22 protein-coding genes are annotated in these 24751 nt (G+C 44.0%); 9 read left to right on the top strand and 13 right to left on the bottom strand.

Translation table 11 applies throughout. The annotated features are described in order from the left end of the window. Positions 1-325: 325 nt before the first annotated feature. Complete coding sequence (locus BC643_RS10005) at positions 326-526, bottom strand: hypothetical protein (RefSeq protein WP_120272950.1); 201 nt, start codon at positions 524-526, stop codon at positions 326-328. Positions 527-784: 258 nt separating this feature from the next. On the opposite strand from BC643_RS10005, the gene BC643_RS10000 reads away from it, so the two are divergent. Continuing rightward, positions 785-1495 (top strand): tRNA1(Val) (adenine(37)-N6)-methyltransferase, encoded by a 711-nt coding sequence (locus tag BC643_RS10000; RefSeq protein ID WP_120272949.1) that lies wholly within the window; start codon positions 785-787, stop codon positions 1493-1495. A 19-nt stretch (positions 1496-1514) separates the two neighbouring features. On the opposite strand, the gene BC643_RS09995 is transcribed toward BC643_RS10000, so the two are convergent. Beyond that, positions 1515-1997 (bottom strand): flavodoxin domain-containing protein, encoded by a 483-nt coding sequence (locus BC643_RS09995; protein ID WP_120272948.1) that lies wholly within the window; start codon positions 1995-1997, stop codon positions 1515-1517. A 158-nt stretch (positions 1998-2155) separates the two neighbouring features. Here BC643_RS09995 and BC643_RS09990 point away from each other — a divergent pair, with 158 nt between their 5' ends. The 4 genes from BC643_RS09990 to BC643_RS09975 all read left to right on the top strand — a co-directional run bounded on the left by BC643_RS09990 (position 2156) and on the right by BC643_RS09975 (position 6537). Beyond that, positions 2156-2836, top strand: a complete 681-nt coding sequence (locus tag BC643_RS09990) for a ferredoxin--NADP reductase (RefSeq protein WP_170154516.1) — start codon at positions 2156-2158, stop codon at positions 2834-2836. A gap of 80 nt (positions 2837-2916) precedes the next feature. Beyond that, positions 2917-4275 (top strand): tRNA (N6-isopentenyl adenosine(37)-C2)-methylthiotransferase MiaB, encoded by a 1359-nt coding sequence (gene miaB, locus BC643_RS09985; RefSeq protein WP_120272946.1) that lies wholly within the window; start codon positions 2917-2919, stop codon positions 4273-4275. Next, complete coding sequence (gene mtaB, locus BC643_RS09980; protein ID WP_120272945.1) at positions 4275-5576, top strand: tRNA (N(6)-L-threonylcarbamoyladenosine(37)-C(2))-methylthiotransferase MtaB; 1302 nt, start codon at positions 4275-4277, stop codon at positions 5574-5576. Before miaB ends, mtaB begins: the two co-directional genes overlap by 1 nt. Before the next feature lie 157 nt (positions 5577-5733). Further along, entirely contained in the window at positions 5734-6537 is an 804-nt protein-coding gene (locus tag BC643_RS09975) for an HAD-IIA family hydrolase (protein ID WP_120272944.1), read from the top strand. An 83-nt stretch (positions 6538-6620) separates the two neighbouring features. Here BC643_RS09975 and BC643_RS09970 read toward each other — a convergent pair whose 3' ends face one another. The 11 genes from BC643_RS09970 to BC643_RS09920 form a co-directional block, all read right to left on the bottom strand. Continuing rightward, complete coding sequence (locus BC643_RS09970; RefSeq protein WP_120272943.1) at positions 6621-7370, bottom strand: LytR/AlgR family response regulator transcription factor; 750 nt, start codon at positions 7368-7370, stop codon at positions 6621-6623. Then, positions 7363-7974: a sensor histidine kinase gene (locus tag BC643_RS09965; protein WP_147377192.1), complete on the bottom strand. Its 612-nt coding sequence runs from the start codon at positions 7972-7974 to the stop codon at positions 7363-7365. The genes BC643_RS09970 and BC643_RS09965 overlap by 8 nt, the downstream gene beginning before the upstream one ends. A 156-nt stretch (positions 7975-8130) precedes the next feature. Next, positions 8131-10410 carry a TlpA family protein disulfide reductase gene (locus BC643_RS09960; RefSeq protein WP_120272941.1) on the bottom strand — a complete coding sequence of 760 codons (2280 nt, stop codon included), beginning with the start codon at positions 10408-10410 and terminating at the stop codon, positions 8131-8133. 353 nt (positions 10411-10763) lie between these two features. Beyond that, positions 10764-10967 carry a hypothetical protein gene (locus BC643_RS23305; RefSeq protein ID WP_147377191.1) on the bottom strand — a complete coding sequence of 68 codons (204 nt, stop codon included), beginning with the start codon at positions 10965-10967 and terminating at the stop codon, positions 10764-10766. Positions 10968-11168: 201 nt separating this feature from the next. Beyond that, positions 11169-12167 carry a family 43 glycosylhydrolase gene (locus BC643_RS09955; RefSeq protein WP_211338033.1) on the bottom strand — a complete coding sequence of 333 codons (999 nt, stop codon included), beginning with the start codon at positions 12165-12167 and terminating at the stop codon, positions 11169-11171. 115 nt (positions 12168-12282) lie between these two features. Continuing rightward, positions 12283-13617, bottom strand: coding sequence for an MFS transporter (locus tag BC643_RS09950; RefSeq protein ID WP_120272939.1), 1335 nt, complete (start codon positions 13615-13617; stop codon positions 12283-12285). A 330-nt stretch (positions 13618-13947) separates the two neighbouring features. Further along, positions 13948-14727: a GDSL-type esterase/lipase family protein gene (locus tag BC643_RS09945; protein WP_120272938.1), complete on the bottom strand. Its 780-nt coding sequence runs from the start codon at positions 14725-14727 to the stop codon at positions 13948-13950. Between the two features lie 128 nt (positions 14728-14855). Next, positions 14856-16037 (bottom strand): NADase-type glycan-binding domain-containing protein, encoded by a 1182-nt coding sequence (locus tag BC643_RS09940; protein ID WP_120272937.1) that lies wholly within the window; start codon positions 16035-16037, stop codon positions 14856-14858. 63 nt (positions 16038-16100) lie between these two features. Beyond that, positions 16101-16556 carry a DUF423 domain-containing protein gene (locus tag BC643_RS09935; protein WP_120272936.1) on the bottom strand — a complete coding sequence of 152 codons (456 nt, stop codon included), beginning with the start codon at positions 16554-16556 and terminating at the stop codon, positions 16101-16103. Between the two features lie 437 nt (positions 16557-16993). After that, on the bottom strand, positions 16994-17704 hold the full coding sequence (locus BC643_RS09925; protein ID WP_120272934.1) for a hypothetical protein: 711 nt from the start codon (positions 17702-17704) through the stop codon (positions 16994-16996). Between the two features lie 133 nt (positions 17705-17837). After that, on the bottom strand, positions 17838-18173 hold the full coding sequence (locus BC643_RS09920) for a hypothetical protein (RefSeq protein WP_120272933.1): 336 nt from the start codon (positions 18171-18173) through the stop codon (positions 17838-17840). 431 nt (positions 18174-18604) lie between these two features. Here BC643_RS09920 and BC643_RS09915 point away from each other — a divergent pair, with 431 nt between their 5' ends. From BC643_RS09915 to BC643_RS09900, 4 genes are all read left to right on the top strand, one after another. Further along, entirely contained in the window at positions 18605-21205 is a 2601-nt protein-coding gene (locus BC643_RS09915; RefSeq protein WP_120272932.1) for a carbohydrate binding domain-containing protein, read from the top strand. Positions 21206-21285: 80 nt separating this feature from the next. Further along, entirely contained in the window at positions 21286-21849 is a 564-nt protein-coding gene (locus BC643_RS09910) for an RNA polymerase sigma factor (RefSeq protein ID WP_120272931.1), read from the top strand. Between the two features lie 75 nt (positions 21850-21924). After that, complete coding sequence (locus tag BC643_RS09905) at positions 21925-22917, top strand: FecR family protein (protein WP_120272930.1); 993 nt, start codon at positions 21925-21927, stop codon at positions 22915-22917. 96 nt (positions 22918-23013) lie between these two features. Continuing rightward, positions 23014-24627, top strand: a complete 1614-nt coding sequence (locus BC643_RS09900; protein WP_120272929.1) for a SusC/RagA family TonB-linked outer membrane protein — start codon at positions 23014-23016, stop codon at positions 24625-24627. Positions 24628-24751: the final 124 nt, after the last annotated feature.

The raw sequence follows: 24751 nt of genomic DNA, 5'->3' as shown, positions 1-24751 counted from the left end.
AACAGACAGCAGTCTAGTTTGTTATGTTGTATTGAGCCTGCTTCTGCCAATCTGAATTTATTCTTAACAAAATAATTCAGAATGATTACAATGAAAATAAGGGAGATTAAGCGATCATTTCAGAAGTATTTCGGAGATAAAATATCTGTCAAAAGTTCAAAATTTTGAACATGACAAGTCACGTAGCGAAGATCATATTTTCGCGACGATCTGAAAAATCAAAAACTGATTTTTGCTTCAGAAAATGGTAAACGGATCCCGACCCCGGAGGGGGAGAAAGTGGTAATCGAAAATGTTTAGGTGATTGAGCAAAAACAGAGAGGTACTAAATTTCTCCTTTGCGAACGTCCATGCTTCGGGATATCAATGAATCTGTTGGGCTGGACATGGCCTCAGTGCTTGCGTTTTGCTTTAAAAGGTTATTGATTTTGTTTGCACCTTCTTCAGCGAATGATTTGCGGTGCAGCGCTGCGTAAACGACTAAGCAGGCTAAAATGGCCAAAATGTAATAATCTCTTTTCTTCATAACTAAACTGTTGCGCCGATGCGCTCATTTTTTACGGGGGGCAAATGTAGAAAATACTTTTATGTAGAAACCAGAAAATTGTCAATTTTTATTTCTTGCTTAATCTTTGCTTAATTTGGGCGATATGTATTGTTTGTTACTTGCTCTAATTTAGCGTGTTGTGTGTTTGTGTGACTTTTGTTTTGATTGTTATGGAAAGATTAATTTTGAGGATGTTTTCGGCGGAGCTGGTTAAATGAGACTAATTTCGGGCAGTTTATGGCAAAAAATACCTTTTTTCAGTTCAAACAATTTCGGGTTGTGCAGGAGCAGGCAGCTATGAAAGTTGGCATCGATGGCGTACTGTTGGGAGCCTGGGTCGATTTTGGTGCCGAGCAAAATATTTTGGATGTGGGAGCCGGTACCGGATTGTTGGCGTTGATGGCGGCGCAGCGCACCAGTGCGCGTGTTGATGCGGTGGAAATAGAGCCTTCAGCAGCCCTGGAAGCCGAATCTAATTTTCGAAATTCGCCTTGGGTGGAGCGTTTGCAATTGTTTGTTGCCGCTTTTCAGGAATTTGAGACTGAAAAAACATATGATCACATTATCTCGAATCCTCCTTTTTTTGACGAATCTCCCAAGTCCGGCGACGACAAGAGAGCGAAGGCTCGTCATGCCGATAGTTTAACCTTGGTGGATTTGCTGACAAAAGCAGCAGATTTACTGGAGCCACGCGGCCGCATCAGTTTGGTATTGCCATCGGATAAAGAGGAACGGCTGCGGTACCTGGCACGGACACTCGGACTTTGGGTGACCAAGTGTGCCCGTGTTTTTCCGGATGAGCGCAAGAAATCTCACCGGATACTGGTCGAGTTGTCCCGAGATAGTCAGGTTGACCTGATTGAATCAATCTACATACGCCACGCAGAAACGGGAGAGTACACCGAGCAGTACCGGCAACTGACGAAAGATTTTTACCTGGCCTTCTAATTTGATTCATTGGGAATGGTTAACTTGCCTTTTCCATAGCTGATACAAAATTTTGAAACGCTTGGCGGTCCAGTTTGTCGATGTCGCTGGTTGTTTTGGCAATTCGCTTCACCAGGAAACGCTCGAACGGATTTAACTTTTGGAGTCTGAACTCGCCTCCCATAATTGTCTCAGCTTTGGCGTGTTTATGCAACATCGTTGGGTAGGCGTCCTTGAGTTGTTGAATAGCTTTGGGGCCTTCGTAAAAGCAGCAGATGAAAAGTCCCAATTCTTTTGTAACCAGATTCTTCTGATTTTCTTCGCAAAATTGACGGATTCCGTTCTGGATTTTTCCTCCGTGGATGGAGCCCCCGATGATCACGCGGTCGGAGTGTTCAATGTCAACCTGTTTGTTTTCGCGCACATTGTAAAGTTGAATTTCGCCCGACAGTTGACTCGCCAGTTGTTTCACAATCTTGGTCACCGTGCCGTGCGAAGACATGTAGATGATGGCAGTTTTCATGGCGTTTAGGTTTTTTTATTAAAAATACGGTTTTTGCGAAAATCTGTTGAACCTTTCGGGTGGCAAATTAATTATTTATAAGCAGTTTAAGATATAATCGGACAGCGATGTCCTTATTGAAAAAAATCAATATCTTTGCAGCCCAAAATATTTTAGCCATGACTATGGAATTTAAACCGGATATTACATTGGACGAGACTTTTTACAAGGTGAAAGAAATCAGAAAATTAACCGATGAGGCTTTTTCTATTCGATTACCTAAAAGTCGATTTAAATATCACGCCGGACAACACATTTCACTGGGAATTCAGGGCGACTACCAAAGTCGCGAATATTCGATTTACAGTGGTGAAAACGACGAGTACCTGGAAGTGCTTGTGAAAGAGGTGAAAGATGGCTATTTCACGCCGAAGTTGAGCAAACTCAAGCCGGGTGACCTGGTGGAAGTAAACGGCCCCTTCGGTAAATTTAAAATCGACGATAAGAAAATTAAGGACCATAAGTTCGTGTTTATCGCCAGCGGCACGGGGATTGCCCCTTTCCGCAGCATGGTTCGTACGTACCCGAATTTGGATTACACGCTGATTCACGGGGTGCGTTACGGAAGCGAAGCTTACGATAAACAGGAATACGCGGCTGATCGTCATATTTTGTGTACCTCGGGCGACAAGACCGGCAAAGTGCACGGACGTTTGACGAAATACCTGAAAAGTGCTGACTTTGAGAAGAACACACAGTTCTATCTCTGCGGAAACAGTAACATGATTTTTGACGCCATTGAAGTGTTGAAAGACAAAGGCTTCGATCGCGATCAAATTCACTGTGAGGTATACTTTTAGATCAAAGTAGCGAGTAATGAGACGCGAGTCTCGAGAAAAGCTATTTTGAATTTTGGAATTTGAAATTTGGATTTTTACAAATGAAGTATCACTTAATTACATTGGGCTGCCAAATGAATATTTCCGACAGTGAGCGTGTTGCTGCGGTGTTGGAAAGTATGGGCTACCAGCGGACGGAAAATGAGGAAGAAGCCAATTTGTTAGGTATGTTGGCCTGCTCGGTTCGGCAAAAGCCGATCGACAAGGTATACAACAAAATCTCCCAATGGAACAAGGCCAAGAATAAGCGCAACCTGATTACTTTTTTGTCGGGCTGTGTATTGGCTGCCGATAAAGAAAAATTGCTGAAGCAGTTCGACATCATTTTCCCGATGAGCGAACTGAGCCAGTTTCCTGATATGATTCGTAGCTACGGTATTGTCAACGCAGCTTCGCTTCGGGTTGCCGAGCCGAAACCGGTGATGCCAAAGAATGAGCACATTGTTGATTTGTGGCAAATTAAACCGAAATACCAATCGAGCTATGAAGCTTTTGTCCCAATCCAGAATGGTTGCGACAAATTTTGCACCTATTGCGCTGTGCCTTACACGCGTGGTCGCGAGGTTTCGCGTCCGTCGGGCGATATTGTTGCCGAGGTTCGTCACCTGGTGAATCAAGGTTATAAATCGATTACGCTGCTGGGACAAAACGTCAACTCGTACGGACTCGATAAGCAGGGCGAAGAAGTGAGCTTTTCGGAGTTGCTGCGCCAAATCGGCGAGTACGGCAACCAGTCGGGCGAGGAATTTTGGGTTTACTTTACTTCGCCACACCCGCAGGATATGACCCGCGATGTGATTGAAATGATTGCCGAATACCCTTGTTTGGCGAACCAGATCCACCTACCTATGCAAAGTGGCGACGAGAAGGTGCTGATTAAAATGAACCGTAAGCACTCGATGGACAAGTACCGCAAGATTGTGGACGATATTCGCGAGCTGCTGCCGACGGCAACCCTTTTCACCGACATCATTGTTGGTTTTACCAGCGAGGGAGATAAGGAATATCAGCATACCGTTGATGCTTTCCACGAATTCAAGTTCAACATGGCCTACATTGCGATGTACTCGCCGCGTCCCGGAGCTGCAAGCTACCGTTGGCAGGACGAAGTTTCGCAGGATGTGAAGAAGGAACGCTACCACGACCTTTCGGAAGTGATGAAAATATATACCCGTGAATACAACGAAAGCATGGTTGGTAAAACCATACGTTTGTTGGTGAACGGCTCTGACCGGAAAACCGGTCATTCCATGGGATTGACTGAAGGAAAAATCCAGGTTCGTCTGGACCGGAAAGCTCCTGAATTGATGGGGAAAATCGTGGATGTGAAAATTACACAGGCTGCCGATTTTTCAATGAGTGGTGAATTGGTACTTCAGGAAGAAACAGTAAACGAATAATGGATTCAGTAAAAAAACGCGTCGCTTTTAAAACGCTTGGTTGCCGTTTGAACCAGTACGAGACCGATGCTTTGGTATCGGATTTTGACAAGGCTGGCTACGAAGTTGTCGACTTCAAGGAACAAGCCGATGTGGTAGTGGTAAACACCTGCACGGTAACCAACCAGAGCGATCAGAAATCGCGGAATACAATCAGCCAGGCTGCCCGTAACAATCAAGGTTCGGTGGTGGTGGTTACCGGTTGTATGGCGAACAATTATAAAGAAACGCTGGAAGGCGAGGAGAAGATTACCTACGTGGTCGAGAACAACCGCAAGGGATCGATTCTGAATTTGGTGAACGGCCACTTTGGTGGTGAGCTGATGCACCCGGAAAAACTGCATGCCGATGTGTTCCAGTTTCATGCGGTGGACAAAAGTTTGCATACGCGCAGTGCCATCAAAATTCAGGATGGCTGTGATAACTTCTGCACCTTCTGCATCATCCCGTCGGTGCGCGGACGTGCCGTGAGCCGCCCGTTGCCACAGATTATCGAAAACGTAAAAGATACACTCGCCAACGGTTTCAAAGAGCTGGTCATTACCGGTGTGAATATTGGCCGTTACGAGTGGGAAGACAAACGTTTTGAAGATGTGCTGGAAGCCATTCTGAATGTTGAAGGTGATTTCCGCGTTCGGATTTCATCGTTGGAACCCGATGGTTTCAGCGACGACTTTGTGAAGTTGTTCGAGAATCCGAAGTTGGTTCCCCACCTGCACTTGTGTTTGCAAAGTGGTTCCGACAGGGTTTTGCTTCGCATGCGCCGCATGTACGATTTGGCTCGCTTCGAGCACGTGGTGAAGCTGTTCCGCTCTCACTATCCCGACTTCAATTTTACAACTGATATGATTGTTGGTTTCCCCGACGAAAGCGAGGAAGAATTCCAGCAAAGTGTTGATTCTGTGAATAACTTCGGTTTCGGACATGTGCACACCTTCAAGTATTCGGTTCGTCGCGGAACCCGTGCCGAGCGGATGGAAAACCACATTCCCGAGAAAGTAAAGAACGAACGCTCGGCCCGTTTGCGCGAAGCGTCGGAAGATAGCCGCGAGAAATTCCTGCAGTCGTTTGTTGGTAAAACCCAAACGGTTTTGATTGAAGGCATCGACGGTCGCAATGTGGCAAACGGCTACGGAGAACACTATGTTCCGGTTCGTTTTAAAGCCAAAGGGCTGGAGAAAAACACCTTCCACAAAGTGAAACTGCTGAAAGTCGAAGGACGCGGGGAAGACGCCCGTGTGATCGGCGAATTGGTTGAATAGTCATTATTGAAATGAGATATGGAGAAGAGGTTGCATCACGGATGTGACCTCTTTTTTGTTAATTACTGCCGCTCTTAGATAAAAGTGGTCGCTGCTTACTATTATCGCTTCAAAGATTGTAATTTCATGCTCTTGAAAAAATTCAAAAAGACAAATCATGGTCGACAAGGCAATTATTGAAAAAATTCGCAATAAATCAGGATTCATCTGCGATATGGACGGTGTCATCTACCACGGAAATAAAATTCTGGATGGTGTGAAAGAGTTCGTGTCGTGGCTGCAGTCCGAAAATAAGAAGTTTGTTTTCCTGACCAACTCAAGTGAGCGCACCATTCGCGAGCTGCAGGGTAAATTATCGCGCATGGGGCTGGACGTTGGAACTGAGCATTTTTACACCAGCGCGCTGGCGACGGCTTCTTTTCTGCAGAGCCAGAAACCCAACGGCAGCGCTTACATTATTGGCGAAGCCGGCCTGATTAATGCCATTTACAACGCGGGCTATTCCAGCAATAACATCGACCCGGATTATGTGGTGATGGGCGAGGCGCGTTCGTACAGTTACGAAGTCATTGAAAAGGCGGTGAACCTAGTGAAGCGGGGCGCGAAATTGATTGGTACGAACCCGGATGTGAGTGGGCCCATCGAGAATGGTATTGCTCCGGCAACCAAAGCGCTGATTGCACCCATTGAGTTGGCAACCGGCAAGCAAGCGTACTTTGTGGGCAAGCCGAACCCGCTGATGATGCGTATTGCGCTGCGAAAACTCAATGTCCAACGTGAGGAAACGATCATTATTGGCGACCGCATGGATACCGATATTGTCGCGGGCATCGAGGCTGAAATTGACACTTGCCTGGTCTTGTCAGGAATCTCGAGCCGGGCAACAATTGACGAGTTTGCCTATCGTCCGCACTATGTGCTGGACGGAGTAAACGAGATTGTAAAAGATTTTAAAGGCTAAGAGTAGAAGAGAGCTCCGTGGGAGTGATACGATCGACATTTATTTGTCTTTGAATTGCTACTACGAAGCTTTTTTGTTTTTATTTATTGGATTTCCTTTAAAACCAATTCTTTTTTTCGTCGGGAAACCGGAACAGTCGATTTGTCAGACATCACAAGGTATCCACCATCGGTTTTTACAAAGGAGACGATGTGTGAAACATTCACCAGAAATGATTTATGGGTGCGAAAAAAACCAAAACCATTGAGGATCTCTTCGTATTCGACAAGTGATTTCGACACCAAATATTCTTTTCCGCCAGTCAGGTAGAATCGAGTGTAATTGGCTTCGCCCTGACATTTGATAATACAGTTGATCTCAATATAGTTGATCATATCGGTCATCGGGAGCGCGATTCTTTTGTTCTCCTTCGTTCTAGTTTCATTCTTTAAAAACTGCTCCAACCGTTTATCCTCCGTAGATTTTTGCTCAACGAACCGGTTGACAGCACTCTTCAATAGCAATAGATCAATCGGCTTCAGGATGTAATCCAAGGCGGAAAAGCGAATGGCCTGGATCGCGTAATGGTCATAGGCCGTAACGAAAATGACGCTGAATTGAGGCTCTTTAAAGAACTCGAGTACTTTAAATCCATTGCCACCGGGCATTTCAATATCAAGAAAAACCAAATCGGGCTGGTGTTCCTGGATCAAGTCGATCGCCTGTAGCGCATTTTGAGCTTCGGCAAGCAGGCTCACTTCGGGGCAGTACTGCTGAAGTAAGCCCCGAAGATTTTCCCGCCCATTTTTTTCGTCATCAACCAAAATGGCTTTTATAGTTGTCATCTTATTCATCTGAAATGCAAATTTCAACCCGGGTTCCAATGGGTTCTCCGCTTGGAGTTTCCAGGTCTGTTATTGTCATTTTATAATCTATATTGAGTTTTGCCTTCATCAAGTCAAGGCGCTCCCGGCTAAATTTCAATCCGTTACCTGTGCCCTGATTTTTATTCATTCCGACCCGCTTTCTTCCCACTCCGTTGTCTTCAATCGTAATGCAAACGAAATCAGGCCTTGCGTTGATTTGTAAATCTAATCGTTTGTCGTCAGCTTTGGGTGCTAATCCGTGAATGATTGCATTCTCAACCAGCGGCTGAAGCAAGAGTGGCGGAACAAACACCGCGTAAATATCAACTTGTTCGTCCAGGTGTGTCCGAAAATCAATGTCGAAACGGAGGTTTTCCAGACTCACATAATTCTCAATGACATTGAGTTCTTCAGCCAGGGTTATCTCTTCTTTGTCACTGTATTTTAAAACATCACGGATCAACGATGCAAACTTCGAGATGTAGGTTTGCGCTTCATCCGATCGCTTTTGCTGCACCAGGTTTTGAATCGAATTCAAACAATTGTACATGAAATGCGGATTCATCTGCGCCCGAATAGCTGTTAACTCCAATTCACGTACTTTGGTGTTTAAATTCGAGAGTTTGAGCTTTCTCCTGTTTTTCTGTCGCGTGTATAGGAAAACAAGCACAACCAGCAACAGGACAATCCCCAGTGAACCAGCGATAATCTTCAGCAGATAAATTGTTTGCTCGTTATCATCTGCTCTTCATTGCGGCTCCAAGGCCGAAAGTAAAAGCGAATGATCTTTAACAATTTGATAGGGATCCGGAGCGTCTTTCTCTACAATTCGACCTTCTTTATCAATGAGGTAATAACGCGGTATGGCATTGAAGAAATATTTCTCGCGAATAAGTGACTCTTCCTTGCCTTTCGCGATCAAATGTACTCCTTCAATGCCTTGTTCCGACATCAGCTTTTTCGGACGTTCAACATCGTTTTCCAGGGCCACATAAAGCAATACAACATCCGTGTCTTTAAAAGCCTCTTGCATTTCCAGACCATACTTTTTTATGCTCCCTACGCAGGGGCCGCAGGAGGTCGCCCAAAAATCGATATACACCACTTTGCCTTTAAAATCAGAGAGCTTGACTTTATTTCCTTCGAAATCGGACAATTCAAAATTATAAGCGAATTGACCTGGTGCAACTTTTTCAGCTTTGTGATAGGCCTCAGTTAGCAGGTCTGTTCTGGGGGCATCAGGGTATTCTGCTATAAACTGCTTGTAAAGATCGACAAAACAATCCCAGTTCGCTTGTTTCAGGGCATCACAAACCGTTTGATATTTTAGCACATGTTGTGTTGTGCCTGTAAAAAAAGAATTGCTGAATCCATAATTCGAATAGTATAAGTTGTCAAAGAAATTATTCACTGTTATAACTGCTCCTTTACCCGTAATGGCATCTAGTTTTTTATCCAGAAAGAAGAAAACATATTCCCGGATAAAATGGTCATAATTGTCGTAAAAAGCTATCAGATCATTATCAGGGTGAATCAACGAATAGAATGCGGAGTCGAAGAATACGTTTTTATCAATTTCAAATGGTTGTTTTCCGGCTTGCTTGCGGTAGTATTTTTGGTTATCGGGATAGCTGGATAAAATACTAACGATTGTTGTTTGTGTTTCCCAATATTCAGCCAAATATTGTTCGGGGAGAATCCATTTACAATGACTGTTTAAGTAGGCCTGTCGTTTTTCAAGAAGATCCAGGTAATAATTCTTGTATTCCTGAGGTGATAATTCCTTACAATTTCGTTCACGATCCTTTTGCATTCGTCGGATGCTTGACTTTTCCTCTTCGTCAAAACGGAATTTTTGAAAACAATGGTTAAGTTTATCGCTGCCAATGCCCGTGGCGGTAATTGTTTCATCAAAAGCATCCAAATCTACTTCAATGTAAACATCGTCTCCAGGCGCTAAATAAATGGAGGAAACTTCTCGCTGTCGAAACGAAACTTCGCGAGGCTGATCCAGATGAAATCGGAGTTCAAAGGTATTGTCCTCAGCAACTTTCGATATAATCATATTTCGGTAGTAGGCACTGGGGGCATTTTCATTAAAATGAATCGCCACATCGCCATTGCCTCTCGGGTTTTTAATTTTACCCCGAATCCGGACATTAGTTGTGGTGAAAACAGTATCCTTCTCGCAATCGTTCGAACGAAATCGACATTGAAAAGGTTTGTGGTTATCAACAATAAGCCTGGTGCTGACTATTCTTCGCTCGTCGGTCTTGTAAGTAATTTCTTCTCGTTCCCCGGGAGCAGGATAGCGGACTGACTTTTCATTTTTTCCATGAGAATCTTCATAGCTGTTCCGCTCCAGCAAGAGTCCCTTATTTAAATCGTATTTCAACTGACTTTGTATTTGCCGGCCATTGGATGTTGATGTCAAGACAAGTTGATTATTCACAATCTCTTCAACCGTACATTCTTGCTCGTTGATGATAATTGTTTGCCCGCGTTTTAGTTTTTTGGAATGATTGAAGAAAAAACCATTAATTGCCCCTTCAAAAAGACGAACTAAAATCGAATCCGGAACATTATTTTTATGATCCTTATCAAGGGACACTTGTGTAAGGATAACTGTTTCTTTAATCTCACCTTTGTCAGTGAGTATAAATTCAGCGTCATAATCAGGGGAATAAAACGTGGTGTATTGATTTTTCAATGGTTTGTCGTAATTCTGTCCTGTTTTCCACTGTTCATTACTTTCATTTTTACTCCTGTCATAATGCTGAACTGTTTCGCAATGAGCAGTTAATTTATAATGATGAGGTAACACTTCTGTGACCTTGAAATTGACCTGTTGGCAGTCGAACGATTCAGTTTGGGTGATTTCTTCATCAGCCGGATTTTGATTGTCCTTATGGGAAAATGTGGAGTGTCGATAGCTAAACTCATCGCCGAGGTTTAGTCGAATCGACTGCCCCAAAGTTGTCGATAGGGAAAAGCAAAGGATAATTAAAGGCATGATTGTTTTTTTCATAGTAGTAGTTTTTTGATGTTTAATTCAATGGTGAAATTAAGGCCAGTTAGACAATAAAAATAATATAAATGTATAAATGGTGAGTTCGAATGTAGGAACGGTATGAAATCAGTTTTATGAAGCGCAAAAACTTAATCTTTTGCCCTGTAACTTCAGGTTGGTGACAAAATCTGGTTTTCAGTATTGTTGTTTTGACTATTCTTGAGGGCTGAGCCGGCCCCAGTATTAGGGACTTGGAGTAAACCGAAAATAGAAAGACCCTTTTTCAGATTTGAAAGGGTGCCTGTTGTTCCCTCTGCCGAAATTGTGAAAGATTTTAAAGGCTAACGATCCAACGAATAAAAGGGCATCCGCTAGTGTCCCGATATTCTTTTTCTGACTTGCATCATTTTGATGAGTCCTGTAATTTCCAGGGTGATGCCGGTGAACATGATTGATAGCGACCAGAAGTCGCTCAATTGGTGTCCGGAGAACTTTTGATATAAGTTGGGCAGCACCACGATCAACATGCCGATGCTAATCATGACATTCCATTTACTTCTTTTGGTTGTGCACATTTTTTTGCTTGAATTAACTTTTGAGAGTTAGATGCCGACCGAGACGGAATGTTACAAATTGAATCCTCGTTGGGCTGAATAAGTCCGCTTGATTAAGTCTTAGTTTATTGGCCTTAGTCCAAAATAAAACAGGCAAAGCGATCTGATCGCCCTGCCTGTTTGGGTATTGAAAAGTTAATTTGGAACGAATATTTCTCTTTCTCAATAAAATTCGAAGAGCGGTTTCCCGTCGGCGTCGAATTTTACTTCCATTACGCGTGCATGTCGGTTCGGATCGTATAAGGGATCCGCAATGATTTCTTCCAGCGGGCGGGTGTCGCTTTTCGGAACAACTGTCGGGTCGCCAACCGCGTTTTCGTAGTCGCGGGCGTGGTAAATACACAGTGGAGTCACGTCATCCTCGGCTACGGTGAAGCAGTTGTGTCCCGGGCCGTAGATGCCTTTTTCATAGTTGGTTTCCAGTACCGGGTAGCGTGATTTCTTCCACGAATTGCGATCCAGCAGATCCGCATCCTCATCGGCTTCCATTAGTCCCATGCAGTAGCAGGCACCGGTGGCACTGGCCGAAAAGCTGATGTAAATTTTGCCGGCATTCTTGATCACGGCTGGCCCTTCATTCACCCAAAAGCCAATGCGTTCCCAATCGTAGTCGGGAGTCGTCAGCATAAACTGAACAGTTTTCAGTTTGATAGGCGATTCCATTTCGGCCAGATACAGGTTTGACGCTGCAAATTGTCCGCCGGTTTTCTCAGCCCAGCAATAGTATCTTTTTCCCTGGTTTTCAAAAATGGTGGCATCCAGCGAAAAGTCGATGAAGCTTTTCTCATCGCCATCGGCTGCCTGCATTTGTCCCAACTCGATCCATTCGTCATTCAGCGGATCCTGCCCGGTACATTCCAGCACATAAGGGCGCAGTTTCCAAATGTCCTCTTCTTCGCTGGCCGCAAAGTAAACGTACCATTTGCCGTCGAGGTAATGAATTTCGGGCGCCCACACGTGGCGGCTCATCGGCCCCGTTTCGTGCTTAAACCAAACATCGAAGGTTTCGGCGTCCTGCAAACCGGCCAGCGTTTTCGAGCGGCGCAGCTCAATTCGGTCGTAAGTTGGAACCGAACCGGTGAAATAGTAGTAGCCATCGGTATGTTTGTAAGCAAACGGGTCGGCGCGTTGCTCAACCAGCGGTGCATTTGTTGGTTTCATATCCATTTTTTTTCTGACTTCGTTCTTTTTTCTATCTGAGAATTCTAATTCGCGATTTTCAAATATCGTATTGCAACTGTCTGTAAATCTAGAGTCTAAAGATCTGTTGTCTGTTTTAGATATTGATTTTCTTTTTAATCACTTCGTAATAGTCATCTGTGATTTTGTAGCGGAACATCATTCCACCCATAATCATGTGGAAGACGCCGGGGATCACGGTCAGCATCAGGGCAAGCCCCATCAGGGCAAATTGACTTTGTTCGCCATCCGGAATGTAGCCAAAATAGTCGAGCAGGACACCAACCATAGCTCCGGCGATTCCCATCCCGGCTTTCTGGGCAAAGGAGATACCTCCGAATGCAAGGCCCGAAACGCGTTGTCCCGATTCAGCCTGTCCATAATCCACAGCTTCCGCAATGGCCGACCAAAATACCGGTGCATGCAAATCGACCACAAACGACAGGATGAAGTATAAGGGGTAAGCCAGCAACATGTCGCCTTGTTTAACCACCAAGAGCATGATTAAACTGATGACGCCCACTGCGATTTGGGTCCATTTAAAGAGTTTCACTTTGCAATAACGCTTGGTAATGAGGGTCGACACCGGCATGGCCAGGATCGCAGCAACAACACCGGTTGCTAAAAACGAAGACTGCACGCTGGCGTCGCCTCCCAGGAAATATTTGGCGTAGTAGATTGCTACAGAATTTCGGATCACATAGCCCACCGTTCCGAAGAAGCAAACGCCGAACAGTAGGGTCCATTGTCCGTTTTTGATCAGGATTTTGAACTGACGAAACAGGGGTGTTTTGTCCACGACGTGTTCCACTCGTTCGCGGGTTGTAAAGAAACAAAACAGGAAAAGCAGCGTGCCAAAAAGCGCCATGGTGCCCATCGCCAGCTGGTATCCGCGGCCCATATCGTTTTTGCCCAACGCTTCGGCCATAATCGGCACCACAATTGAAACCATGAAGGCCGCAATTTTAGCGAAGAAAAGCCGGTAGCCGTTGGCCGACAAACGTTCTTTCGGATCGCTGGTCAATACTCCAATCAGCGAAATGTAGGGGATGGTGACCGAGGTAAACATGATGGTGACGAAGATGTAGGTGACGTAAGCCCAAATCAGTTTTCCGGTGTAGTCGAAGCCCGGTGTCGTAAAGGTTAGGAAGACCGAGATGCCGAACGGGACCGAGAGAAACAGGAAATAGTGGCGGTAGCGACCCCACTTGGTTTTTACCTTGTCGGTGATCAGCCCCATGAGCGGGTCGGTTATGGCGTCGATGAAACGCACCAGCAGAAAGAGCAGGGCAATATCTTTGGGTTTAATGCCGAAAATGTCGGTGTAAAAATAGGTAATGATCAGGAACATGGACGAGATGACGACGTTTACGGCAGCATCGCCCGACCCGTATCCGATCTTTTCAAGAACGCTTAGTTTTGCAGATTTCATTAGTTTGAGGTTTGATTTTAATTGTCAGGCAGAAACCGGGCATCGCGTTTTTACACCACTACCGGACCTGCTTCTTCACAAAGATGGCCGTTAAAATTAAGAAACGGGTGGAGGATTTGTGCCGATAGGTGGAGTTTTGAATAAAACCGGATGTGAATTTGTCCTCCTGAAGCGTGAAAGAGAGCGGCAAGCGCGGAGTGTGGGAGAGTGAGAGACGATTTCCAGCAATTATAATTTCCCGGATTATTTCTCTGACTAAATAATACCGTGATTTACAACGTTGAATTTAGCCCAAAGCTCCTGCTGAGGAATCGGATTTATGGAAGCAGCCTAATTCTCAAGCAACTTTGTGCTTTTCGTTTCTACGGCTTCAACGGAATCCATTAACTGAATGGTTTTGCCAATGATGTTTTGCCCGATAAATTCATCAAACAGGATCTTGCCCAGTTTTTTGTGTCCCTCGACATTTGGGTGTAAGTGATCCGTAAAATAGCAGATGCTATCGGTCAGTGCGGTGTGGTAATCAACAACGGCAAGGTGGTTGTTCTTGGCGATGGAATCGATTAGCGGAATGGTGTATTTGACGAGCAGGGTGTCGTTATGCGGACTTTCCGGCGAGTAGGGGTGTCCCTCAAAAATTGGAGGCGGGAGACAAACCACAAACCTAACGTTTGGATTGATGTACCGGAAGGTGTCAATCATATCCTGGTAGTCGCTGTAAAACTCTTTTTGAACCAGGTCGTAGAGATCGGGTTTCGAATCGTTTGTTCCCAAAGCAATCACGCAAATATCCGGCGCGAAGTCCAACGCCTCTGCGAATTTCGGTTCAATCCAGATTGGGCGGGTACCATGTTTGGTCATCATTCGGCCCGACACACCGGCGTTTAAAATCTCCAGCGTATCGCCGTAAACGTCTTTCATAAGGTTGCCAAATTGGGTGACATAGGAAACCTGCGGATCTTTTTTGCCATAATCGTAAACACCTTCGGTGATACTGTTGCCAACAAAGGCGATTTTAACTTTACTGGTTTGGCCGTTGACCGAACTGGCAGCAATAAAAAATGCCAGGCAGGCCCAAATGATGCTGATGCGAGTTTTCCGAAGAAGCATAGTTTCTGGTTTTTTGGGGTGAGAAATTCGTCGATCCCTACTAGTCAAATCGATTGAGACGTAAAAATAGGATTATTTTTCGCGGATGTAGAGCGAAGTGATCATAAGATTCGCTTCCTTACGATTTCCTAACGTTCATCCTTTTTCAATTCTTCTACTCCAACGATCAATCCGTTTGCAATAAAATTATCCCCCGAACTTAGTTTTGAAATCGTGTAGGTTTCTTGTTCTCCTTTTGAAAAGTCAACCAAAATCAATTTTTCTGTTTCGTTGGCAGTTAAAAACAAATCACCAACTTTTACTTTTTTAATATTATCAAATCCTACGTATTGGGCCGATTTATCTGGCGTCAGGGAGGCCCAACCTTTTTGGAGAACAAGAAACGGATGGTCTTGTGTTGCGGTAATTTCCAGTCCACTCTCAAACTTGTATTTTACCAATCCGTGATGAATTACTTTTTCAAGTTGCTCAATCTTGGCTGATTTAACTTGATTTGATTCCTGATCGAAGTAGGCAACTAATTCGCCTGTTCTCAGATCCTCAATATTTTTTAGTGAACCATCGGCCAGTTGAACTTTCGTGCCTTTTGCTAAACAATGCACATCCAGCCCATCAAAATTTATCTCAGAAACGACTACGTCAGAATATTTAGTTCCTTTATAAACCTCCAGGATTTCAATTTTCAAAATTAAATCTTGGTTTTCGTCCGTTGAACTTATTGGTTCTATCGAGAAAGTTTGTGACGCACTTACATCCCGGAAGTTGAGGTAAGCGTATGGGGTGTTGTTTATATAAAGCTTAGCTTTCTTAATTCTGGAGTTACTTTCCCACAGAACGTGATTTTTGAAATATCCATTGTAGAAAATCAGCTTGTTGACCCTCGGCGAATTGGGTTCGAAATAAAATTCAATAAACTCGCCGATGCCGTAATCACTTTTACCTTCGACCCAACCTGTGAACAGACTGAAATCATGGATATTGTCTACCTTATATTTTATTGTATCTAACTCCGAAGATGCTAAAATTTTATAAGGACCGCCCCCGCAGTACCAACTGCATCCGACTCCCTGAGTCAGGGGTCCGTCCCCCATTTCTATTTTGTCGACTAGATCCCTAAGTTTAGCAGAACTATTTTGGTAGGCTTCATAATTGTCTTGATTCAAAACGTCTATTGCTGCCTCCCAATCCTCCTGTTCCGTAGCCGAATAATTTATTTCTTTACCAACTACAGGAATAAGCGTTCTTAAATCTTGTGCGAAATTGGTCATAGCTATGACTGTCAATATCACGATCACTGTTATTTTTCTCATAGGTTGGTTGCTTTTAGTTAGTCGGCTTTGGTTCTATGGACAGTGCATTCGCTTTGTTCTCTTCTATTCCTCTATTATTCCGGAAATTAGTGTCTTATATTTTTCAATGTCCTTCGCCGATTTTCTGCGCACGTTAAACCATGAGGCAATTCCGACCACAAATATCAGTCCGCCGTACAGGTACATGTTCGAATTGTGGATTATGCCTACGATAATTGCCGACAGACCCAATACGAAGACAATAGCCAGGTGCACCGGGGTTAAAAAGTGGTTGGCAAAGGAGATCTCGAGCTTGGTCTCATTTTTATGCCCCGTTTTGGATAGTTTCCCGTTTACACGAATGTCGTTCAGGACACCATATCCGTATGCAGCCATACTTTTATGCACTTTAAATGTAACCGAATCATTTGTTCCGGGATCCATTTTAAACACAAAACCGCTGCCAGATCCAAATGCAGCTTTCAGTTTCTGACCAATCAACTTTGGGTTACTCTTTGAGTTAAAATTCCAGGTTTTCATAGTGTTGTTTTTAATGTTTGTCTAACGAATGGTACATGTTGTCGGGGCGGATTTCCCTGTCTGCCGCCAGGCAGGGGAGAGCGTTCCCGTCCGAAGGACACGGAACTGCGATACGAGAATCTGCAGTTGGCGTACCACCAAAACCCGCTATGCAATATGGCACTTTGTTAGGCAACGTATTTTTATTCGGTTATTAAAATTCCTAATGAAATTAATATAGCTCCAATCCAATAAAATCCTGCTGCAAAATTGTAAATGTTCTTTTCATTTTCGACTACGAATTTAACTGGTTGTTTATTCAAGTTTTTAACGTTGTTCGTTTTATGAAACCCAACTAACCATTTTATCATATTTTTCACAATGAAACGATTCCAAAAATAGACAACTAAAAGCAGAATAATTATTTTAAAAATTTTTATCAAAATGTCCATTTGTCTTTATCTTCTGGTTAGTTTTTTAAACCAAAGTTTTCTTTCAATAATTCTTCTTTTTCCATTCTGAGAGCTAAAGTGTTCAATCTTTTCGGAACCACAGTTCCCACAAACCCAAATTTGATAAGATTTAGAGCTTATAAATTTATGCTTTGTTTTCAGTTTGGGTTTAACTATTAAATCACATTTGTCACAAATTGATTTTTCTCTTATTTCATTATCAAGTTTTAGTTCTTCTGCTTTAAGGAATAGTTCAAATTCAGTTTTTACAAACTTTTCAATGTTATTTTTATTTAAGCCTGAATTAAAAATAGTAGTTCCTTCATATTCTAAATAATCAACATCTTCTAATAAGTCACCAAACTGTCTGTATTTGGGGTTATAATCTGATGCAATCCAAACTTCATTCAGTATTTTCAATGCTTTTAATTCATTCAACTCTCCGCTCAAAACTTTCTGTGCAGTATAAATTGAGTAATCCTCAATCAATTCAAAATCTGATTTCTTAAAATCAAGATTCAATTCATTTACAGATTGCCAGAAGTATTTTTCTCTTTCCTCTGTTGGATAATTGTCTAATCCAGCGAGAATTATTAAACTTTCAGATTCTAATCCAGCTACAAGCAAACTAACTGCCCAATCAACATATCTCTTACTGTCGATTGCGGTTACTAACTTTTCAGCAAGTAGTCTGTATGTTTCTTCTTGTACGTTCATTTTTTCTTAAAATCACACACAACGGTCACTTGTATGTGGTCGGGCGGGATTTCGAGGAGAAATCTTGTCAGACCCGCAGGAAGGTGGGCGCAAGGTCTGACAAGTCAGACCGCTAAACCCCCCGCCTGCCATATTACAATTTGTTATGCCCTGTTTTTAATTTATTTTCAAAATATTCTATAAAATCTAATCCTTTCTTATCTGTGTCAATTGCCTCCGATAATGATAAAAACTGCCCAACCTTTCTAGCAATTACAAGTCCATGAGAGATATTCTCTACATTACCGCCATTCAAATAGTAATCTGACAGTTTTTTTCTATCGTATTTTACTCCACCTTTATTCAGCTCCACAATTGCTCGCAAAAAAGGCTCAAGTTCTTTCCCATTTTTCTGTATGTGGCGTAACTCACTTATCTTAATCGGTGTCCCGCTTACTTTGCATACAATTAATGCGCTTAAATAATTCATTTTTTTAGGTTAAGTAATTCCGTTTATCGTTAGTTGTCTTCTTGTGATACTACTATTTCCACTAATCAAGTTTGCTAAATATGCGACATTTTTTCTCTGTTAAATTGGGCATAACGTCTGTGTATATGTACCAGGTACATATCTCCCGCTACTAACTTTCGCGGTTTAGCCACCTAATTTATCAATTATATTTTACAAAACATCGATGAAGTAAGTTGAGGTTCGGCTGTCGGCGAATTTCTTAATTCTATGGTTTAGAAATGATGCGAGGGGGTACTTCAGAAGTGGTTCATAGCAGTGGCGGTTCAGAAAATCTAAGCCCGGTGTTATTTCGGATCTTTCTGTCGGAATTTTTGACTCTTGCTACCGGATAGCCGTTGGATATTCCTATCTTCACGGCAACCTATACCATTATTAAATTCGATTAATTCATGAGCAAAAGACTATTCCTTTTGTGGGCTTTGGCTGTGTGCTTTTTTCAGCAGGCTCGAAGCCAGGAGGTTGATGCCTCCATTTCCGTTTTCAGCAAATACAATTATTACACCACCGAAGATTCGGCAACCGTTGTTTTCGATCTTCCCGATTTACGATCCGGCGGTTTGCATGTGCGCATGAGCTCCGGCGAGCAGGTTTTTATTGAAAAGCAGTTGATCCGAAATGCCCGCGCAAGGCTGAAAGTTCCGATGTCGGGATTCCAGTTGGGTGAAAGTGTTTTAAAAGTTGAATTGACAGCAAACGGACAACCGCTTCAAACGGATACGGTTTTGATTACCCGCCTGGAACCAAAGGCGAACGAGGTGAAGATTGACCGCGAAACAGGTGGATTGATTGCCGACGGACTTCCGTTTCTACCCTATGGTTTCTATTCGGGCAAGGTAGCCGATCTGCCCGAACAGGAAGTGGTGAATGGCTTCAATATGATTGGCCCGTACCAGGGAAACCTGCCCGATACCTATGCCGAGCGCAAAGCCTACATGGATCGGTGCGCGCAGTTGGGCATGAAGGTGCAGTACGGCGTGAACTCGCTAGTTGGCTCGGGGCACAACGGCTCGAAAGGCCTGGACAGAACGGAAGACGAGAAATTTGAACTATTGAAAAGCGAAGTGCTGGCCTTTCGCGATCACCCGGCATTGTTGTCGTGGTACATCAACGACGAGCCCGATGGGCAGGGGCGCCCTTCCGAACTGATGGAGAAAGCCTACCAGTTTATCCGCGAGCTGGATCCGTATCACCCGGTGTCGATTGTGTTTATGATGCCGTCGAAAGTGGGTCAGTTCCGCCATTCCATGGATATTGCCATGACCGATCCTTACCCGGTTCCGCGTTCGGTAACCGGTGTGTCGGACTATGTGGATGAAATCGGCCGCCAATTCCGCTTCGAAAAATCGCTTTGGCTGGTGCCGCAGGCTTTTGGCGGCTCCGAAATGTGGCCGCGCGAGCCCTCGGCCAAGGAGCTTCGGGTGATGACTTATCTGGGATTGCTGCACGGTGCACGCGGAATTCAATATTTCATGCGCACGGTGGAGAAAACAACACCACAGTCGGTGTCGATGTGGAACGTTTGCCGCGATATGGCAGTAGAGGTTTCGGAGATGACGCCGTTCCTGCTGTCGGATTCAATTCCGGTGACGGTGGAAACTAATTACCCCAAAGTTGAAGCGAAGTGTTTCAGCTACAAAAATGAAAAGCTGATAGTGGCGGTCAATCACTCGAACGAGCCTTTGCAGGTCAACTTCAAATTGAATACGACCGGTTATTCCAAAGCCGATTTATGGTTTGAGAATCGTTCGGTGCTAGTAAAAGGCGGTGTGCTGACTGACTTCATCGATGCCATGAGTACGCGTGTTTATCGCTTGGATGCTGAGGATAAAGCTTCAGAAGTGAAGCGTGCCGGTAACCTGATTTATAACCCGGGTTTTGAGCAGGCGGTTGCACCGGGCTTGGCAACAGGGCAAAGCCTTGGAGAGTCTTTCTACGGAAAAACTGATCCGGCAGCAACGGTCTTTGTTGATGCCCGCACGCAGAAAGAAGGGCTATTCAGCCTGCGGTTAATAACGCCGCAGGACAGCACCGGGAAAATGGTGCGCTTTCTGCCTATCATTTTACAAAAAGGAAACACTTACCAGGTTTCGGTGTGGGCCAAGCAGAAAGCAGGGGAGACAGCGACTTTCCGCTTGAGCATTCCGGCTTGCAAGCAGGAGCAAAGTTTCGAACTAACGCGGGAATGGGCGCAGTATTCCTTCCTGTTCAAATCGGATACCACCAGTACAAACGCGATTCTGAACCTTGATCTGGTAAGCGCAGGAACCGCCTGGTTCGACGAGGTAAATGTGAGCCAGGAACCTGGTTTGAGTTACGCTATTCAGGATGACAACAGCGCTTTGGTATCGATCCGGACTAACATCGAGGAAACGAGTTTGTACTACAGTTTCGCCGGCAGCAAGCGCGAAAATAAATACAGCGCGCCTTTTACCGTGACTAAGCCGACGGTGGTGAAAGCGCTGGTTAAGAAGAATAAAGAGACCTTGGCTGAAGGGCAGATTTTTGTACCGATCAACAAAGCCCTGAATAAACCGGTAGTGGGCGAAAGCCAACCGCACGAGCAGTATGCAGCCCAGGGCCTGGCATCGTTAACCGACGGAAAACTGGGAACCACCTCGTTTAAAAATCCGAACTGGATGGGCTACCTCGATTCGATGGTCACCTTTGTCATCGATTTAAATGCGGTGCAAAAAGTGAGCTCGGTTGATTTAAGTTGCTTGAGCGATGCCAACAGCGGAATCTTCCTGCCGCGCGGTGTCAAAGTTTTTGCTTCGGAAGACGGCAAAAGCTATCGTTTGCTCAAGGATTTCCGGGTGAAGGAAATCTCCAAGCGTGGCGAACCTTATTTGTACGCAGTTGAGATTGACGGGCTGGGCACATCAGCGCGCTATTTAAAACTGGAGGTCGAAACTTTCGGCGCAATCCCGGAAGGTTATCTGTTCAAAGGCACCAATTCGTGGATGTTTGTTGATGAAGTGCTGGTAGAATAGTATTTTAGTTAGCAACAACTGGAGATGCTCATTTTTATTAAAAAAGTATTTTCTACTTTTGAGCGAGCCAAGCGATAACTATGCAACAAACCGATCAGCAAATTTGGGAAAGCATCCGCGCCGGAAATGTCGGTGCTCTCCGAACTTTGCATGATCGGTATTTTTTTGCGCTTTGTCATTTTGCGGATAAATCACTGCACCAGTTGCCGGTTTCGGAAGAACTGGTTTCGAACTGTTTCATGCGACTGTGGGAGCAGCGCAAAACAATTCAGATTCACCAGTCAGTAAAGGCCTACCTGTACTTCATGGTTCGCAACCAGGTAATCGACTATGTGCGGGCAAATAAAAACAAGTTGGTGGCGGTCGACGAAAAGATTCCGGAGATCCCGACGGAAGAAGAAATTGACCGGCAAGAGTTTTACGCCATTTTGTACCGCGCCATTGGAAAGTTGCCCGAACAAAGGCGTCAGATTCTCGAAATGGCAGCTCTCGATTCGATGACTTACCGTGAAGTTGCGGAAAAATTAAGCATCTCAGTAAATACCGTTAAAACGCAAATGGGACGAGCTTATCAGTTTCTGAAAGAGGAGATTGGCGATCGCCGTTTCACCTTGTTTTTGTCGGTTTATTTCAAAGCCGAATAAAAAGTCGAAAAAAAATCAATTTGCTGTCACCCTGTTTTTCCATTGTTTTCGTCATAGCAATAGAACCACGGACTAATGGAAGAAAACAAACCGACATATTGGGAACTTTTTGCCGCTAAACACCAACGGGAGTTGACGGCACAAGAGCAAGCCTTGTTCGAAAAGTACCGGGGAGAATACCCGGAAGACTGGGATTCTTCGCTAAAGATCAAAGGCGGACTCGACGCCCTTTCTGAAATTTCAGCTCCCAACCAGAACAAAAGCTGGCAATCCATCCAGGGCCGGATCCAAACCACCAAAATTCGTCGAATTACTTTTTCAACGTTCAAATATGCAGCCATTGTGCTGGTAAGTCTTTTGGTTGGCTATCTTCTCAAAAATCAAATTAAGCCAATGCCTGCACAACAATACGCCGAAGTAGAAGTGATGTACGGACAAATGGGGCATCTATTCCTGTTTGACGGAACGGAAGTTTGGCTGGATTCAGGAAGTAAGCTCAAATATCCCAGTCAGTTTAATCAACGTGAGCGAGAAGTAATTTTAGAAGGCGAAGGCTTTTTTAAAGTTGCTAAAAATAAAGATGTTCCGTTCAAAGTGAAGACTCAACGGCTGGAGGTAGAAGTACTTGGAACCTCATTTAACGTAAGCTCGTATGACGATGATGGAAAGGTGGCAGTTGTGTTGGAAGAAGGGAGTGTTCGCTTGAATTGGCCCGGGGGGGAAGAAATTACAACGATAAAACCAGGAGAAATGGCCGAGTTGGACTCAACTGCGGACAAATTAGCAATCAAAAAGGTTGACACGAAATACTACACCGATTGGAAAGACGGCACTTTGGAATTCAGAGACGAGCCGCTAGGGGATATTGCAAAGAAACTTGAACGTTGGTATAATGTTGACGTAATCATTGAAGACCCTGCTTTGGTTGAATATAAAATCACCGGAACTGTTTTGAGGAACAAACCGGTTCAACAGATTATCCAGGTCTTTGAATTTTTAGCTCCGATTCGAACGGAGTATCTATCCAAACCAAGTCAAAAGGACATTATTAAAATCGCTAAAAAATAGAGCCTATGTAACAAAACAAAGGCGATAAAATGCTGCGAACATCTTACCGCCTGTCAATAAAACAAAAGTGTTTCATTTTTAAATCATTCCAAATTTATGAAAAATCACCGTATGTTTTACGGCGACCCTTGGTTGCCTAAAAAGATTATGCGTATTATGAAGCTAACGACCTTTTTTGTATTTCTTCTAACGCTATCTGTCAGTGCTAGTAGTTACTCTCAGAATTCGAAACTAAACCTAAAAATCACCAATGGACTTTTAGTTGATGCACTAAAGCAGATCGAAGATCAGTCTGACTATTATTTCTACTATAATAATGCAGATGTGCTAAACCTACAGGCAAAATCAATCGATGTTGAGAATGGTAATATCGACGAGTTGATGAGTAACCTATTGGTTGGAACCGGGCTTGAGTATAAAATGATTGACCGGTACATTGTTCTGAAAAAGACTGGGGAAGAGACCAGTTTTACAAGCACCCAACAAGCAATCTCTGTTTCCGGAAAGGTTACAGACTCGGACGGACAGGCACTTCCGGGGGTAACTGTTATGATTAAAGGAACCCAGAATGGAACAATTACCGACTTCGATGGTAATTATACGCTGAAAGGCGTCGACGGCAGTGCCGTACTTATTTTCTCCTTTGTGGGGATGAAAGTGATTGAAGTTCCGATAGCAGGCAAAAGTACAATTTCTGTGACTTTGGAAGAAGAAACCATTGGCCTGGAGGAAGTTGTGGCTGTTGGTTACGGAACTCAGAAAAAAGCCAATCTGACCGGAGCGGTTGGTAACGTGCAGATGGATGACTTGGAAAGCCGACCATTAACGAATGCCAGTTTGGCTTTGCAAGGAACAGTTTCCGGTGTATACGCTTTACAAAATTCAGGAAAGCCGGGTGACGATAGTGCTGTTATCGATATCCGCGGGGTTGGAACGTGGGGTAACAATTCCCCGTTGATCATTATTGATGGTTTCCCCGGTTCGATGTCTGATGTAAACCCGAATGATATTAAATCAATCTCTGTGTTGAAAGATGCTGCATCATCTTCTATTTACGGGAACAGGGCAGCCAATGGTGTTATTTTGATTACCACCAAACGGGGAGATTCCGGTAAGATGCAGGTTAGCTATACCGGCTATTACGGTGTTCAGAAGGCAACACGTTTGCCACATACCTTGAATTCTGTTGAATACGTAACTCTTCACAGAGAAGCTTCGGAGAATGCAGGACGTGTTCAAACCTATTCGCTTGATGACCTTGCTAAGTTTGAGGCACACAATGATCCCATGTACCCGGATATAGATTACTTTGATGTTTATTATGGTCAGGCAAATACGCAGAATCATCGTTTGAGCATGACCGGTGGTAGCGAAAACGTGAAATATGCCTTTATGCTTGGCCAATTAGATCAGGATGGTATCATGGTTGCGACCAATTACAAGAAGACGGATTTTCGTTCAAATGTGGATGCTTATTTCTTAAATAATAAGAAATTAAGGTTGTCGACTAAGTTGGCTGGTAACCTTGGCGTTAAAGGTGAACCAACCAGCGTGTGGAATGCAACCTGGTATGCTACGCTGGCTCCGATATATCCGTTGCAGAATGCAGACGGAGAATATATGAGTGTAAATGGAGAGTTAAATCCCTATGCCGAGATCAAAGCGGGAAGTACATCAAAAAACAGCGGTATAATTTTAATGGTCAGTTAGAAGCTGAATATACGATCGCTAAAGGGTTAAGCGCGCAAGTAACTTATGGCTATAATGTTGTAACGTCGAATACAAATGCTTTCAATGCAAATGTCGTTTTAGCCAACAAGGACGGAAGTTATAA

The organism is Mangrovibacterium diazotrophicum, assembly GCF_003610535.1.
Classification (GTDB): Bacteria; Bacteroidota; Bacteroidia; order Bacteroidales; family Prolixibacteraceae; genus Mangrovibacterium; species Mangrovibacterium diazotrophicum.
This window is presented reverse-complemented; position numbering and strand designations above follow the sequence as displayed.

Bases quoted from the DNA above. Each gene is read 5' to 3' on its own strand.
- BC643_RS09905 (WP_120272930.1), top strand. From the start codon at position 21,925: ATGGAAGAAAACAAACCGACATATTGGGAACTTTTTGCCGCTAAACAC.
- BC643_RS09970 (WP_120272943.1), bottom strand. From the start codon at position 7,370: ATGAATAAGATGACAACTATAAAAGCCATTTTGGTTGATGACGAAAAA.
- BC643_RS09955 (WP_211338033.1), bottom strand. From the start codon at position 12,167: ATGAAACCAACAAATGCACCGCTGGTTGAGCAACGCGCCGACCCGTTT.
- BC643_RS09910 (WP_120272931.1), top strand. From the start codon at position 21,286: ATGCAACAAACCGATCAGCAAATTTGGGAAAGCATCCGCGCCGGAAAT.
- BC643_RS09975 (WP_120272944.1), top strand. From the start codon at position 5,734: ATGGTCGACAAGGCAATTATTGAAAAAATTCGCAATAAATCAGGATTC.
- BC643_RS09945 (WP_120272938.1), bottom strand. From the start codon at position 14,727: ATGCTTCTTCGGAAAACTCGCATCAGCATCATTTGGGCCTGCCTGGCA.
- BC643_RS23305 (WP_147377191.1), bottom strand. From the start codon at position 10,967: ATGTGCACAACCAAAAGAAGTAAATGGAATGTCATGATTAGCATCGGC.
- BC643_RS09935 (WP_120272936.1), bottom strand. From the start codon at position 16,556: ATGAAAACCTGGAATTTTAACTCAAAGAGTAACCCAAAGTTGATTGGT.
- BC643_RS09995 (WP_120272948.1), bottom strand. From the start codon at position 1,997: ATGAAAACTGCCATCATCTACATGTCTTCGCACGGCACGGTGACCAAG.
- BC643_RS09960 (WP_120272941.1), bottom strand. From the start codon at position 10,410: ATGAAAAAAACAATCATGCCTTTAATTATCCTTTGCTTTTCCCTATCG.
- miaB (WP_120272946.1), top strand. From the start codon at position 2,917: ATGAAGTATCACTTAATTACATTGGGCTGCCAAATGAATATTTCCGAC.
- BC643_RS09950 (WP_120272939.1), bottom strand. From the start codon at position 13,617: ATGAAATCTGCAAAACTAAGCGTTCTTGAAAAGATCGGATACGGGTCG.
- BC643_RS09920 (WP_120272933.1), bottom strand. From the start codon at position 18,173: ATGAATTATTTAAGCGCATTAATTGTATGCAAAGTAAGCGGGACACCG.
- BC643_RS10000 (WP_120272949.1), top strand. From the start codon at position 785: ATGGCAAAAAATACCTTTTTTCAGTTCAAACAATTTCGGGTTGTGCAG.
- BC643_RS09925 (WP_120272934.1), bottom strand. From the start codon at position 17,704: ATGAACGTACAAGAAGAAACATACAGACTACTTGCTGAAAAGTTAGTA.
- mtaB (WP_120272945.1), top strand. From the start codon at position 4,275: ATGGATTCAGTAAAAAAACGCGTCGCTTTTAAAACGCTTGGTTGCCGT.
- BC643_RS09900 (WP_120272929.1), top strand. From the start codon at position 23,014: ATGAAAAATCACCGTATGTTTTACGGCGACCCTTGGTTGCCTAAAAAG.
- BC643_RS10005 (WP_120272950.1), bottom strand. From the start codon at position 526: ATGAAGAAAAGAGATTATTACATTTTGGCCATTTTAGCCTGCTTAGTC.
- BC643_RS09940 (WP_120272937.1), bottom strand. From the start codon at position 16,037: ATGAGAAAAATAACAGTGATCGTGATATTGACAGTCATAGCTATGACC.
- BC643_RS09915 (WP_120272932.1), top strand. From the start codon at position 18,605: ATGAGCAAAAGACTATTCCTTTTGTGGGCTTTGGCTGTGTGCTTTTTT.
- BC643_RS09990 (WP_170154516.1), top strand. From the start codon at position 2,156: ATGACTATGGAATTTAAACCGGATATTACATTGGACGAGACTTTTTAC.